This is a genomic window from Actinomadura harenae, from assembly GCF_003696215.1.
Classification (GTDB): domain Bacteria; phylum Actinomycetota; class Actinomycetes; order Streptosporangiales; family Streptosporangiaceae; genus Spirillospora; species Spirillospora harenae.
This window is the reverse complement of the sequence record NZ_RFFG01000005.1, coordinates 111632-125474: the sequence shown is the minus strand read 5'-3', so window position 1 is coordinate 125474 and position 13843 is coordinate 111632. Positions and strand designations below refer to the sequence as shown.

Below are 13843 nucleotides of genomic sequence, written 5' to 3'. Positions count from 1 at the left end.
ACAAACTAAAACGAACGTCCGTTCTTGACAAGTCGGCGGGCCGGTGGGACGGTGACGGGCGTTAAAGAGAACGAACGTCCGATTTTATTGGAGGCGGCCATGACCGTGACTCCCCCCGCGAGCTCCACGGGCCCCGCGAGCTCCACGAGCCCCGCGCGCCACGCCGGATCCGCCCGCCGCGCCCTGGTGGTCGCGCTCGGCGCGGCCCTGCTCCAGCTGGTGATGATCACGGCCTTCGCCTGGCCGTCCGCGAAGGTCGCGCCGCGCGAGGTGCCGATCGTCGTCGCGGGCCCCGGCGCGGACGCGGTCGCCGCGCGGCTCGCCCACGAGCGGCCCGGCATGTTCGACCTGAGGATCCGCCCGGACGAGGCGTCCGCCTGCGCGGCCCTCACCGGCCGGGACGCCTACGGCGCGATCGTCGTCACGCCGGCCGGTCCGCGCGTGCTCGTCGCGTCCGCCGCGTCGCCGGTGATCGCGCAGCAGCTCGGCCAGATGGCCGCGCTGCTCCCCGCGCCGGGTCGGGCCGCCGGCGCGGGGCCTGCCGCGCCCGCCGTCCAGGACGTGGTGCCCGCCTCGCCCGGCGACCCGCGCGGCACCGGGTTCGGTGCCATGGTGCTGCCGTTGGTCATGTCCGGGATCGCCGGGGCCGCCCTGCTCACTCTGGCCGTCCGGTCCGTCCCGTGGCGGCTCGCCGGGGTCCTGCTCTTCGCGGTCGCCGGAGGGCTCGGATCCGCCTGGCTCGCCCGCTACGGACTGTCCCTGCTGCCCGGCTCGTACCTGTGGATCGCGGGCGCGACGGGCCTGGCGATCCTGGCGTGCGCCGCGACGGTCGCGGGCCTGGCCGCCCTCGTCGGCCGTCCGGGGCTCGGGCTCGGCGCCCTGACGCTGCTGCTGATCGGCAACCCGCTGTCGGCGGCGACCTCCGCCCCCGAGATGCTGCCCCGGCCGTGGGGCGAGATCGGCCAGTACCTCCCGCCTGGCGCCGCCGCCACGCTGATCCGCGCGACGGCCTTCTTCGACGGCGCGCGGATCGCGACGCCGCTCGCGGTCCTGGGCGCGTGGGCGCTCGGCGGCCTGCTCCTGCTCTCCCTCGGCGGCCTCCGCAACCGCAGGCGCGCGATGCCGACCCCCACCTCCGAGCCTGAGGCCGCCCTGGCCTGAAACCTCGCCACCCAAGGCGCACGCTGCCCGTCCGGGCAGCGTGCGCCTTCGCCATGTGAGGCGCGGAGGGCGGGCTCGTGCGCGCGTGATAGCGCGGGGCCGTGTTCTTCGGGGAATCCCTGCGCAGGACGTGAGCAATAAGTAGCATTCCGTGACCACCTAGCGTGTGGAGAGGAGAGGATGGCGGGCTTTCTGCTACGGCGTCTGGCCAACTACGCGGTGCTCGTGGTCCTGGCCGCGAGCCTTGCCTATGTCCTGGCCGCCTGCGCGCTGAATCCGCGCGCGAACCTCATGGACCGTAGCCCCCGTCCGTCCGCGGCCGTGGTGGACGCCGAGCTGACCCGGCTGAACCTCAACGACCGCACGCCGCTCCCGCGCCGCTACCTGACCTGGGCGGACGGCGTGCTGCACGGCGACTTCGGGCACACCTGGGAGGGCGAGTCCGTCAACGGGGAGATGTGGCGGCGGGCGTGGGTGAGCCTGCGGCTGCTGCTCGGCGGCGCCGTCCTGGGCGGCGTGTTCGGCGTGCTGCTCGGCGCGTACGCGGCGGTGCGCCGCGACCGGTTCCCCGACAGGGCCGCCACCTACGGCGCGTACCTGCTGCTGTCGGTTCCGGTGTTCGTGCTGGCAGTCCTGCTCCAGTACGCGGCCGAGAGGGTGAACGCGATGACCGGCACGCAGCTGTTCGCGTGGGTCGGGGAGTCCACGCCGGGCGCGGGCGACGGGACGTTCGGCGGGCTCGACGCGCTCGCGGACCGCGCGCGCCATCTGCTGCTGCCGACGCTCACGATCGCCTTCGGGCAGGCCGCCCTGTACGCGCGCTACCAGCGCGGGCTGATGCTGGACGTGCTCGGCGCCGACTTCGTCCGGACGGCCCGCGCGAAGGGCCTGACCCGCCGGGCCGCGCTGCTGAAGCACGGGCTGCGCACCGCGCTGATCCCGATGACCACCTACTTCTCCTACACGTTCGGGATGCTGCTGCTCGGCTCGATGTTCACCGAGAAGATCTTCGGCTGGCACGGCATGGGCGAGTGGCTCGTGGACTCGATCTCCCGTGGGGACGTCAACGTCGTCGCCGCGACGGCCTGCTTCGCCGCCGTGACCGTCCTGCTCGCCGGGGTGTTCTCGGACGTCCTGTACGGGATCCTCGACCCGCGCGTGCGCACGAGGACGAGGTGACGGGCGCGATGCGGGGGCGTCCGGGACGGGGACGGGCGATCGCCGGGGCTTTCCTGCTCGTCCTGCTGTTCCTGCTCGCGTTCGCGGGGCCGCTCGTGTCCCCGTGGGGTTGGGACGACATCGACTTCACGGCGTTCCTGAGCCCGCCGTCCGCCCGGCATTGGTTCGGCACCACGCAGAGCGGCCGGGACGTGTTCGCGCTGACCCTGCGCGGCATGCAGAAGTCGCTGATCATCGGATTGTCGGTCGCGGTGCTGTCGACCGGCCTCGCGGCGGTCGTCGGCACGGTCGCCGGATACTTCGGCGGCTGGGCGGACCGGGCGCTGATGTGGGGCGTGGACCTGCTGCTCGTCCTGCCGTCCTTCCTGGTCATGGCGGTGCTGTCGCCCGCGCTGGGCGGCGGCTGGCAGGCTCTGGTGGCGCTGCTCGCCGCGTTCCTGTGGATGGTGACGGCCCGGATGGTGCGGGGCATGACCGTGTCGCTGCGCGAGCGCGAGTGGGTGCTCGCGGCACGGTTCCTGGGCGTCGGCGCGACCCGCACGATCGTCCGGCACGTCCTGCCGCACCTGGCGTCGCTGCTGCTGGTGGACGCGGCGGTGAACGTGAGTGTCGCGATCCTCGCCGAGTCCGGGTTGTCCTACTTCGGGTTCGGGGTGCGGCCGCCGGACACCTCGCTGGGCACGGTGATCGCCGAGAGCCGCGGCGCGGCGACGGTCTTCCCGTGGCTGTTCGGGTTCGCCGCCGGGCTGCTCGTCCTGATCGTGCTGGCGGTGAACCTGCTCGCGGACGGGCTGCGCGACGTGCTCGACCCGCAGCTCGCCGCGTCCGGGCCGTCCGCCGAGGCCGAGGCCGAGGTCACCGCGGACGGCGCGCGCGCCGGTTCGGGGGCCGGTTCGGGGGAGCCCGCCGTGGAGGGGAGCGCCGGATGAACCCGCGGGGGATCGGAACGAACGTGCTGGAGGTCCAGGACCTCGCCGTCACCTACCGGCCGGACGTCCGGGCGGTCCGGGGGGTGAGCTTCTCCGTCGGGCGCGGCCAGGTGCTCGGCGTGGTCGGCGAGTCGGGGTCGGGCAAGACGGCCGTCGCGCTCGCCGTCCTGGGGCTTCTGCCGGACCGGACGGAGGTCACCGGCTCGGTACGGCTCCGCGGGCGCGAGCTCCTTGGGCTGTCCGACGGCGAGATGTCACGCATCCGAGGCAAGGACCTGGCGATGGTGTTCCAGGACCCGTTGTCCTCCCTCACACCAGTGCACGCGGTAGGCGACCAGATCGCCGAGGCGATCCGGATCCATTCGGGGGCGACCCGCGGCGCCGCTCGTGCGCGCGCGGTGGAACTGCTGGACCTGGTCGGCATCCCGGACGCCGCTCGCCGCGCCCGCGCGCACCCGCACGAGTTCTCCGGCGGCATGCGGCAGCGCGTCATGATCGCGATGGCGGTCGCCAACGACCCGCTCGCGATCGTCGCCGACGAGCCCACGACCGCGCTGGACGTCACGCTCCAGGCGCAGGTGCTGGACGTGCTGCGGACGGCGGGCGAGGCGGCCGGCGCGGCGATCCTGATGATCACCCACGATCTCGGCATGGTCGCGGGGTTCGCCGACCGCGTCCTGGTGATGTACGCGGGCCGGGCGGTGGAGAGCGGCCAGGTCGAGGACATCTACCGGCGTCCCCGGATGCCGTACACGATCGGCCTGCTGCGCTCGCTTCCCCGGCTGGACGACGCGGGCGGCCGTCCGGTCCCGATCGACGGGGCGCCGCCGCAGCTCAACGCGCTTCCGCCCGGCTGCCCGTTCGCGCCGCGCTGTCCCATCGCCGTCGGCGCCTGTTGGGACGACGAGCCGGAAATGCTCCCGGTCGGCCGTCCCGGACATGCCGCCGCGTGTCTCAACACCCCGGCGACGCGCGATCCCGATGCCGTGTTCCCGCTGACCCCCACCGAGCTTCTCCCCCCGATCGGTGAGGACGATGCAGCGCGCGCACGCACGAGCCGTGAGGCCGTCCTTGATGTGAAGGACCTGCACCGTTTCCACGTTGAGCAGAGGAACTCGTTCGGGCGCGGGAAGGGTTTGCTGCGCGCGGTCGACGGCGTCAGCTTCGACATCCGCGCGGGCGAGACGCTGGGCCTGGTCGGGGAGTCGGGATGTGGGAAGACGACCGTCCTGATGGAGATCCTCGCGATGGCGCGGCCCCGGAATGGCGGGCGGATCGAGATCCTGGGCGAGGACAGTGCCGGCCTCGACGGTGCGGGTCGCAAAGCCCTGCGCCGCAACGTCCAAGTCGTGTTCCAGGATCCGTTCAGCTCTCTCGATCCCAGGATGCGGGTCGCCGCCATACTCGCCGAACCGCTGCGCACCCATGCCTTTCCTTCCGAACACATCCCTGATCGCGTGCAGGAGCTTCTCAAGCTGGTCGGCCTAGAACCCTCGCACGCGAACCGTCATCCTTATGGGCTCTCCGGCGGTCAGAGGCAACGCGTGGCCATCGCTCGTGCGCTCGCGTTGGAACCGAGCCTGGTCCTGTTGGACGAGCCGGTGGCCGCACTGGACGTGTCCGTCCAAGCCGGAGTCATCGATCTGCTTGAGGAACTGAGGGCTCGCCTAGGACTGGCGTACCTGTTCGTCGCACACGACCTGGCTGTGGTGCGGAGAGTGGCCGACCGCATAGCCGTGATGCATCGCGGACGCATCGTGGAGATCGGCGACGTCGAGCACGTCTACGAGGACCCGGCGCACCCGTACACGTGCGCGCTGCTGGACGCCGTCCCGATTCCTGATCCGGTGCTGGAACGGAAACGCGGACGCGTTCGGCTGCCGGACGTCCCGCCCGATGCGCCACGCCTGGAAACCGGATGCCTCTTCCGGCAGCGCTGCCCGCGCTACCTGGCCTTGTCCGAAGCATCACGGGCCCTCTGCGACCGGGAGGATCCGGTGTCGCGGAGCATCGACGGGGAACCGGACCGGATGGTCGCCTGCCACTACGCGTTGGGCGTCAGCACATGATCCTGCGGCCTTGGAGCGCCCTCGCCCTCGCGGTCGCTTCGGTATGTGCGGCGACAGGGTGCAGCGTGCCCGACGCCTCGTCCTCCATGGCGTCGACCAGGAGCGGTCAACCGCCCGCCTACGATGTGAATCCACAGCCGCGCGACCGTGTTCGCTTCGGTGGGACGCTGCGCTGGCCGCTGCCGGAATTCCCAGCCCAGTTCAACTTCCACCATGTGAACGGTGGCAAGGGGACGGTGGCTCTCGTCCTGCAAGGCATCCTGCCGTTCCTCATGCGCGCGGACGAGAAGGCCGTCCCGCATCCCGTACCCGAGTTCCTCGAATCGGCGCGTGTCACGATGACCAAGCCGCGGCAGGTCGTCACGTACCGGATCAACCCGCACGCGCACTGGTCGAACGGGAAACCCATCGGATACGCCGATTTCGCCGCCCAGGCGCGCGCGCTGTCAGGACGCGACCCGCGCTTCCAGGTCGCGACCGTCACCGGCTACCGGGAGATCACGAAGGTCCAGCGCGGGACGGACGACCGGGAGGTCAAGGTCGCGTTCGACCGTCCCTACGCCGACTGGCGCAGCCTGTTCAGCCCGCTCTATCCGGCCGCGACCAGCAGGAATCCGCGCGTGTTCAACGACGGCTGGGTGAACCGGGTGCCGGTGACGGCCGGGCCGTTCCGGGTCCGCCGGATCGACGAGACCGCCAAGACCGTCGAGCTCGTCCGGGACCCGGGCTGGTGGGGGCGGCCCGCCAAGCTGGACGGGATCGTCTTCCGCGCCCTGGACCCCGGCGCGATGCCCGGCGCGTTCGCCAACGGCGAGGTGGACCTCATGGACGTCGGCACCGACCCGGCCGGGCTGCGCAGGGCCGCCGAGGTCCGGGGCGCGCGGATCCGCCGCGCGGGCGGCCCCGACTGGCGGCACCTGACGTTCAACGCGGCGTCGCCGCTGCTGTCCGACGTGCGGGTCCGGCGTGCGCTGTTCATGGCCGTGGACCGCGACGTGATCGTCCGGTCCGACCTGGCGGGGCTGGGCCGTCCGCCGCGTCCGCTGGGGAACCACTTCTACGTCAACACGCAGGCCGGATACCGGGACGACTCGGGTGATCTCGGCCGCTACGACCCGGAGCGCGCCGGGCGGCTCCTGGACGCGGCGGGCTGGATCCGGCACGGCCGCGCCTACCGGGTGAAGAACGGCCGGACACTCGCGTTGCGCTTCGTCGTGCCCTCTGGCGTGGCGACCAGCAGGCGTGAGGGGGAGCTGACCCGTGCGCTCCTCGCGCGCGTGGGCGTGCGCGTGGACATCGTGCCCGTCCCCACGGACGACCTGTTCGATCAATACGTCACGCCGGGGAACTTCGACATCGTGCCGTTCTCATGGCTGGGCACCGCGTTTCCGCTGTCACCGTTGCGGTCGGTCTTCGCTCGTCCGCAGGGCGATCACATTCAGCAGAACTACTCCCGCGTGGGATCCGCCCAGATCGACACGGCCATGGACCGGGCCATAGCCGAGGTGGAACCTGCTCGTGCGCGCAGGTTGATCAACGCGGCCGACAAGCTGGTCTGGCAGGAGGCGACGGTGCTGCCTCTCTACCAGCGCCCCCAGGTCGTCGCCGTGAGGGCGGGGCTCGCCAACCTGGGCGCATGCGGATTCTGGGAACCGGCCTTCGAGGACATCGGGTTCAGCGGCGACGCCTGAGAGGCGACAGCCGAGGGGCGACGACTGAGAGGTGACGGCTAAGGGAGCGGGATCTCCACGCCCTTGCGGTCACTGGTGAAGCGGGCGTCCCATACGAAGAGGCGCAGATCGCGTGACGCGGTGCCGTCGCTTACGGGCAGGTCGGATGCGACCCGGACGATGTAGGAGCCACCAGCGGGCAGGACGGTGTCGCCGTCCTGTGCGAAGGGCGCCTTGGCGTCGCCGATGCGGGCGGTGACCTCGCTGTGGTTCGGCAGGGTGCACATGGTGTCGGGCACGCCGGGCTGGGGCATGCACCGTTCTCGCGCGGACGAGGGAACCGAGTCGCGCGGCATGAAAAGGTCGGCCGGGAAGTCCAGCGGTTTGGGACGGCGCTGGCTGTTGGTCAGGACGTAGTCCGCGTACGCGTACGTCTCGCCGTCCTTGGGGGCCTGGCTCGTCGACAGGGGCTGCCTGTCCGTGCCCGAACGGACGGCGGCCAGCGTGTAGCCAAAGCCCTCGGGTGTAGTGAAACTGAGCTCGCGCCCCGCTTTCGGCGCGGACATGGGAGTGGGGCCTCCGGAAGGGACGCCACTGGGAGCCGATCCGTTCTGCGAGGTGTCGCGGCCCGTCCCGGCCATCGAGGGCGAGCCGGGAGCGTCCGGGCGCAGCACGATGATCACGGCCGCGACCGCGCCGATGCCGAGCGCGCCGGTGAGCGCGCCCGCGAGCCCGAGCTTGCCGGTGGTGGTCTTCTTGCGGCGGCGGTGGGATCGGTGGCTGTGGGACATCTGTCGGCCTCGGGGGATGCGTCCTGGTGCGTCGGGTGGGTCACGATACCTGACGAGTCCCCGCCGCTGACCGGCCGGTCAGGCCTCTGACGTGGAACGATGCATTGTCAGCGGCGACGTATCGGGACTTGTCAACAAATGAGCAACGGCGGGGCTCACAGGGTGAGCAAGGTCGAGGCGGGACGGCCGCGGAGCGACGCGTCCAGCACCTGGGCGGTGTGCGCGACCGGAAGCGGCGCGCCGTGCCGTTCCAGGGCCTGGGCGATCTGGAGCGAGCATCCGGGGTTCGCGGCGACGAGGAGGTCCGCGCCGGTCGCGGCCACGTTCGCCGCCTTGCGGTCGCCCAGTTCGGCCGCCGCGTCCGGCTGGAGAAGGTTGTAGGTGCCGGCCGAGCCACAGCAGATGTCCGGGTCCGCGATCTCCTTCACGGTCAGCTCAGGGATGCCCGTCAGCAGGGCGCGCGGCTGAGATCGCACCCCCTGCGCGTGCGCGAGGTGACAGGCGTCGTGGTAGGCGGCGGTCACCGGCAGCGGGTGCCGTTCGGCGCGCGGGCCCAGCTCGACGAGGTACTCGGCCAGGTCCCGGGTCTTCTCCGAGAGGGCGCGCGCACGAGCCGCCCAGGCGGAATCGTCCGCGAGGAGTGACTCGTACTCCTTCATCGCCGAGCCGCAGCCCGCCGAGTTGACCACGATGACGTCCACACCCTCGAACGTCTCGACCGTCCGGCGCGCGAACGCGCGGGCCTCCTCGTCACGCCCGGAGTGCAGGGACAGCGCTCCACAACAACCCTGGTGGCGCGGGATGAGCACGTCGCAGCCCTCCAGGGCCAGCACGCGCGCGGTCGCCGCGTTCACGCCGGGGAAGAACTCGCGCTGGACGCATCCCGTGAGCATCCCGACCGTCGCCCGCCGTCCGCCACGTGCGGAGACCCGTTCGGGCAGCCTGGGAGCCTTCCCGGACGGCGGCGCGAGACGCTCCATCGCGGCGAGCGTCGGGGACAGGCGCTCCAGGATGCCGCTGCGCCTGACCAGGGCGGGCAGCCCGGAGCGCTGATAGGCCCGTAGCGGGCCCCGGAGCGCCCGCAGCCGGTTCGGGTACGGGAACAGCCGGAAAATCGCCTCACGGACCGCTCGCTCGCCCCGCGACCGCGGGTGCTCGGCCTCGACGCGGGCCCGGGTGACCTCGATGAGCCGGTCGTACCGGACGCCGGACGGGCAGGCCGTCACGCACGCCATGCACCCCAGGCACGCGTCGAAGTGCTGGACCATGGCGTCGTCCAGCGGCGCGCCCTCCTCGTGCTGCCGCATGAGGTGGATGCGTCCGCGCGGCGAGTCCATCTCCTCGCCCCACAGCACATAGGTCGGGCAGGTCGGCAGGCAGAAGCCGCAGTGGACGCAGTCGTTCAGCAGGTTCGGCAGTTCGTCCGGCCGGGCCACGAGGTCACACTCCTTCGGCGAACCGACCGGGCGAGAGCCGGTGGTCGGGATCGAACTGGTCCTTCACGCGTCGCATGAGCGGGAGAGCCGGCATCGGTCCCCAGACGTCCACGGACTCACGGACGGCCTGCCCCGCGCGCACGAGGACGACCCGCGCCCCGATCGGCTTCAGCGCTTCACGTAGCGCTTCCAGATCGTCCGGTACGGCGTAGAGGCGTCCGGCGCCCGTAGAACCGCGCAGAGGCAGACCCTTGGCGATGTCCATGATCTCGGGCAAGCGGGCCGGGAGACTCCGGATCTCCGCCACGACCTCGCCCTCTGGAAGGCTGCCCCACCAGGTGGGGTCGGGAGCGGGCGAACCACCGAGCAGCTCGCGCAGGCGCGCGGACGTCTCGTCAGGAGTCTCGGTCTCGGCCTCCACCGCGACCGTCGTCTCGTCCGATCCTGCCGGACGGTCGATCTCGAGCGCACGCGGGACGACCTGGGAATGCAGCACCGCCTGGACGGCCCGTCCAGGGTCCTTGACCGTGGCCGCCACCCGCACGACGCGCGCGGCCGGATGCATGCGGAACGTCGCGTCCACGATGAGGCCGAGCGTGCCGAGCGAACCCGTGTAGAGCTTGCCCAGGTCGTATCCGGCGACGTTCTTGACGACCTTGCCGCCGGACCGCGCGACCGTGCCGTCCGCCCGGACGACCGTGATCCCGATCAGCAGGTCACGCGCGGATCCGTGGAGCAGCCGGCCCGGACCCGCGACGTCGGTCGCGATTGCGCCGCCGATCGTCCCGTCCATGGGCGGGGCCAGCGCCAGGTGCTGCCCCCACCCGCCGGCCTCGGCCGCGCGCAGCGCCTCGAACGTCAGCCCGGCCTCGACGTGCAGCGTCAGGTCGCCGGGGGAGTGCTTGATGATCCGGTCGAGGTTCCGGGTCGTCACGAACACGTCGCAACGTTCGACGGGACGGCCGTGATCGAGCTTGGTCCCCGTGCCGGACGGGACGACGGCCCAACCGTGCCCGGCGGCCGTCCGCACCACCGCCGACGCCTCGTCCAGGCTGGTGGGAGCGGCGATGACCTGCGGAATCATGCCGTCGACCCGATCGGCGCCCGTACCAGGGCGGACGTCGGCACAGACCTTGGCGAACGCATCCAGAACGGACATCAGAACAGGTCAGCCTTTCCCTCCGCGACCAGTGGGTGCGGGCCTTTCCGGACACCCGGAACCTCCCCGCACAGGCGCGGCGTCGGGAACACCTTGCCCGGGTTGCACAGCCCCGCCGGGTCGAAACCGCACCGGACCATCTGCATCGTGTCCAGGTCGTCGTCGCTGAACATGCGCGGCATGTACCGGGCCTTGTCCACGCCTACGCCGTGCTCGCCCGTGATGGAACCCCCGTGCTCGATACAGAGATCGAGGATCGCGCCAGAGACCGTCTCGGCCCGCTCCTGCGCGCCCGGTACCGCATCGTCGAAAAGCACGAGCGGATGCAGATTGCCGTCACCGGCATGGAAGACGTTCGCGACGCGTACGCCGGACTCCCGGCTGAGCGCGTCGATACGGTCCAGCACCTCACCGAGCGCGGTCCGCGGGATCACGCCGTCCTGGACGATGTAGGCGGGGCTGATCCGGCCCATCGCGGCGAACGCGGACTTGCGCCCCTTCCAGATCAGCGCCCGCTCGGTGTCGTCGGCCGCGACCCGGATCTCGAACGCGCCCGTCTCCCGGCACAGCCGTCCGACCTCGGCGAACTGGTGCGCGACCGTCGCCTCCGGGCCGTCCAGCTCGACCACCAGGACCGCGCCCGCGCCGTCCGGATACCCGCAGGCCACGGCCGCCTCGGCGGCCTCGATGGACAGCGCGTCCATCATCTCGATCGCGGCCGGCACCACCCCGGCGGCGATGATCGCCGACACCGCCTCGCCGCCCTGCCCGATCGTGTCGAACGCGGCCAGCAGCGTCTGGACGGTCTCCGGCAGCCGGGTCAGCCGCACGGTGATCTTGGTCGTGACGCCGAGCGTCCCCTCCGAGCCGACGAAGACGCCCAGCAGGTCGAAGCCCGGATCGTCCCGGGACAGCTCCGTGATCTCGCCGTCCGGGGTGACGATCTCGCAGGCCAGCACGTGGTGCGCGGTGAACCCGTACTTCAGGCAGTGCGCGCCGCCCGAGTTCTCCGCCACGTTCCCGCCGACCGAGCAGATCTGCTGGCTGGACGGGTCGGGCGCGAAGTAGTACCCGTGCGGGCGCGCGGCGCGTGTCACGTCCAGGTTGATCACGCCCGGCTCGACCGTCGCGCGCTGGTTCGCCACATCGACATCGAGAATGCGGCGCATCCTGGACGTCACGATGAGCACGCCGTCCGTCCGGGGGAGCGCCCCACCGGACAGACCCGTCCCCGAACCTCGGGCCACATAGGGGACGCCGACCTCGGCGCACGCGCGCACGATGGCGGCGATCTGCTCGGCCGTCTCCGGCAGGACGACCAGCCCGGGAGAGGCACGGTGGGACGTCAGCCCATCGCACTCGTACGTGCGCAACCGCACAGGATCGGTGATGGTCCACTCAGGGCCGAGCAAGCGGGTACAACGCTCGGCCAAGGCCCGGAGAGTGTCTGCCATGCCGTCCCCCTGCCATCTCGCTAGGGCGAGGGGCGCGGCGGCCTCGGTCAGGCCACCGCGCCCATGCGTTCCGGGAGTCTTCCCTTACGGGAAGCGGATGTACGCCGGGGTGGTCAGGAACTCGGAGTACTCGTCCGCGAGCGTGACCTCCTTGAACAGCGCCAGAGCCTCGGTGAAGCGCGGCTCGTTGTAGGCGTCGCCCAGTTCGGCGCGGATCGTGGCCATCTCCTCGTCCAGCAGGCGCTCGACCAGTTCACGGGTGACGGGCTGCCCCTCCTTGAGGGTCACGCCGTTGCGGATCCACTGCCACACCTGCGAACGGGAGATCTCGGCGGTCGCCGCGTCCTCCATCAGGTTGTGGATCGCGACCGCGCCCGAGCCGTTCAGCCAGGTGGCGAGGTAGCGCAGCGCCACGTCGATGTTGTTGCGCAGGCCCGCCTCGGTGATGTCGCCCGGCGTCGCCTTGAAGTTCAGCAGGTCGGCCGCGGAGACCTTGACGTCGTCGCGGAGCCGCTCGCGCTGGTTCGGCTTGTCCCCGAGGACGCCGTCGAACACCTCGCGGCAGACCGGGACCAGGTCCGGGTGCGCGACCCAGGAGCCGTCGAAGCCGGCGCCCGACTCGCGCGTCTTGTCCGCCCGGACCTTCTCCAGCGCGACCTTGTTGACCTCGGCGTCCTTGCGGGACGGGATGAACGCCGCCATGCCGCCGATCGCGTGCGCGCCGCGCTTGTGGCAGGTCCGGACGAGCAGCTCGGTGTACGCCTGCATGAACGGCGCGGTCATCGTGATCGCGTTCCGCTCCGGCAGGACGTAGTCGGCGCCCCGGTCCCGGAACTTCTTGATCACGCTGAACAGGTAGTCCCAGCGGCCCGCGTTCAGCCCGGCGGAGTGGTCGCGCAGCTCGTAGAGGATCTCCTCCATCTCGAACGCGGCCGGGATGGTCTCGATCAGGACGGTCGCCCGGATCGTCCCGCGCGGGATCTCCAGCATGTCCTGCGCCAGGTTGAAGACGTCGTTCCAGAGGCGGGCCTCCAGGTGCGACTCCATCTTCGGCAGGTAGAAGTACGGGCCCTTGCCCTTGGCGAGCTGGCGGCGCGCGCTGTGGAAGAAGTACAGGCCGAAGTCGAAAAGGGAGCCGGACATCGGCTCGCCGTCCACCAGAAGGTGCTTCTCCTCCATGTGCCACCCGCGCGGGCGCACGACGATGGTGGCGAGTTCCTCGTCGTCCTTGAGGCTGTAGGACTTGCCGCTCTTGGCGTCGGTGAAGTCGATGGTGCGGTCGAGGGCGTCCCGCAGGTTCAGCTGGCCCTCGATCATGTTCGTCCACAGCGGCGTGTTGGCGTCCTCGAAGTCGGCCAGCCACACCTTCGCGCCCGAGTTCAGCGCGTTGATCGTCATCTTCCGGTCGGTCGGGCCGGTGATCTCGACCCGGCGGTCCCGCAGGCCCGGCGCGGGGGCGGCGACCCGCCAGGTCTCGTCGGTGCGGACCTCGGCCGTCTCCGGCAGGAAGTCCAGCGTGCCGCCCGCCGACAGCCGCTCCTGGCGCTCCTCACGGGCCCTCAGCAGCTCCTCGCGGCGTGCGCCGAACTCCCGCTGGAGCGTGGCGAGCAGGCCGAGAGCCTCGGGGGTGAGGATCTCGTCATAGCGCTCGCCCAGAGGTCCCCGGACCTCGACACCGTCGGTCATGTGCCCGCCCTTCCCTTCGCCGTGCCTTCTCGAATTTCGTATGGTGAAATTTCGGTTCTGTTGTGTGGAGAACGCTACTCGCCGGTACGGATCCGGGTCAAAGCGGGGGCATCCCTGTGAAACTCCCCTCGGTGGGGCCCGGATAATCGGGTGACCTGCCCCTGCGCGCGTGGGACGATCTCTGGGAACCGTCCGGGACGACCGCGGGCGACCACGCGACCGCCCAGAAGGCGGTGATCGCGAGGATGCCGCGGTGCAACGCGGGTACGAGCCGTCGTGGGGAATCGACCGGGCCCCCACGGCGTTTGA

The 13843-nt window shown here is 71.3% G+C and carries 10 protein-coding genes; 5 read left to right on the top strand and 5 right to left on the bottom strand.

Annotated elements, in window-relative coordinates; translation table 11 throughout:
* Positions 1-99 precede the first annotated feature (99 nt).
* The 5 genes from EBO15_RS04475 (at position 100) to EBO15_RS04455 (ending at position 7029) form a co-directional block, all read left to right on the top strand.
* Positions 100-1161, top strand: coding sequence for a hypothetical protein (locus EBO15_RS04475; protein ID WP_199744323.1), 1062 nt, complete (start codon positions 100-102; stop codon positions 1159-1161).
* A gap of 180 nt (positions 1162-1341) precedes the next feature.
* Positions 1342-2340, top strand: a complete 999-nt coding sequence (locus EBO15_RS04470) for an ABC transporter permease (protein ID WP_122193005.1) — start codon at positions 1342-1344, stop codon at positions 2338-2340.
* An 8-nt stretch (positions 2341-2348) separates the two neighbouring features.
* Positions 2349-3269, top strand: coding sequence for an ABC transporter permease (locus EBO15_RS04465; protein WP_122193044.1), 921 nt, complete (start codon positions 2349-2351; stop codon positions 3267-3269).
* Positions 3266-5338, top strand: a complete 2073-nt coding sequence (locus EBO15_RS04460; protein ID WP_122193004.1) for a dipeptide ABC transporter ATP-binding protein — start codon at positions 3266-3268, stop codon at positions 5336-5338. Before EBO15_RS04465 ends, EBO15_RS04460 begins: the two co-directional genes overlap by 4 nt.
* A gap of 215 nt (positions 5339-5553) precedes the next feature.
* Positions 5554-7029 carry an ABC transporter family substrate-binding protein gene (locus EBO15_RS04455; RefSeq protein WP_233615932.1) on the top strand — a complete coding sequence of 492 codons (1476 nt, stop codon included), beginning with the start codon at positions 5554-5556 and terminating at the stop codon, positions 7027-7029.
* A 38-nt stretch (positions 7030-7067) separates the two neighbouring features.
* Here the strand turns inward: EBO15_RS04455 and EBO15_RS04450 are convergent, their stop codons facing one another.
* From EBO15_RS04450 to aceB, 5 genes are all read right to left on the bottom strand, one after another.
* Positions 7068-7799 (bottom strand): hypothetical protein, encoded by a 732-nt coding sequence (locus tag EBO15_RS04450; RefSeq protein WP_122193002.1) that lies wholly within the window; start codon positions 7797-7799, stop codon positions 7068-7070.
* A 155-nt stretch (positions 7800-7954) separates the two neighbouring features.
* The gene (locus EBO15_RS04445) at positions 7955-9235 is read right to left on the bottom strand and encodes a (Fe-S)-binding protein (RefSeq protein ID WP_122193001.1); all 1281 of its coding nucleotides are present in this window, start codon (positions 9233-9235) and stop codon (positions 7955-7957) included.
* A 4-nt stretch (positions 9236-9239) separates the two neighbouring features.
* Positions 9240-10394 carry an FAD-binding oxidoreductase gene (locus EBO15_RS04440; protein WP_122193000.1) on the bottom strand — a complete coding sequence of 385 codons (1155 nt, stop codon included), beginning with the start codon at positions 10392-10394 and terminating at the stop codon, positions 9240-9242.
* Positions 10394-11848, bottom strand: a complete 1455-nt coding sequence (locus tag EBO15_RS04435; RefSeq protein WP_122192999.1) for an FAD-linked oxidase C-terminal domain-containing protein — start codon at positions 11846-11848, stop codon at positions 10394-10396. Before EBO15_RS04435 ends, EBO15_RS04440 begins: the two co-directional genes overlap by 1 nt.
* Positions 11849-11932: 84 nt before the next feature.
* The gene (aceB, locus tag EBO15_RS04430) at positions 11933-13534 is read right to left on the bottom strand and encodes a malate synthase A (RefSeq protein WP_122192998.1); all 1602 of its coding nucleotides are present in this window, start codon (positions 13532-13534) and stop codon (positions 11933-11935) included.
* Positions 13535-13843: the final 309 nt, after the last annotated feature.

What these genes read in the sequence shown, in the direction of transcription:
- EBO15_RS04450 (WP_122193002.1), bottom strand. Translation starts at nt 7,799, where the DNA reads ATGTCCCACAGCCACCGATCCCACCGCCGCCGCAAGAAGACCACCACC.
- aceB (WP_122192998.1), bottom strand. Translation starts at nt 13,534, where the DNA reads ATGACCGACGGTGTCGAGGTCCGGGGACCTCTGGGCGAGCGCTATGAC.
- EBO15_RS04465 (WP_122193044.1), top strand. Translation starts at nt 2,349, where the DNA reads ATGCGGGGGCGTCCGGGACGGGGACGGGCGATCGCCGGGGCTTTCCTG.
- EBO15_RS04475 (WP_199744323.1), top strand. Translation starts at nt 100, where the DNA reads ATGACCGTGACTCCCCCCGCGAGCTCCACGGGCCCCGCGAGCTCCACG.
- EBO15_RS04470 (WP_122193005.1), top strand. Translation starts at nt 1,342, where the DNA reads ATGGCGGGCTTTCTGCTACGGCGTCTGGCCAACTACGCGGTGCTCGTG.
- EBO15_RS04435 (WP_122192999.1), bottom strand. Translation starts at nt 11,848, where the DNA reads ATGGCAGACACTCTCCGGGCCTTGGCCGAGCGTTGTACCCGCTTGCTC.
- EBO15_RS04440 (WP_122193000.1), bottom strand. Translation starts at nt 10,394, where the DNA reads ATGTCCGTTCTGGATGCGTTCGCCAAGGTCTGTGCCGACGTCCGCCCT.
- EBO15_RS04460 (WP_122193004.1), top strand. Translation starts at nt 3,266, where the DNA reads ATGAACCCGCGGGGGATCGGAACGAACGTGCTGGAGGTCCAGGACCTC.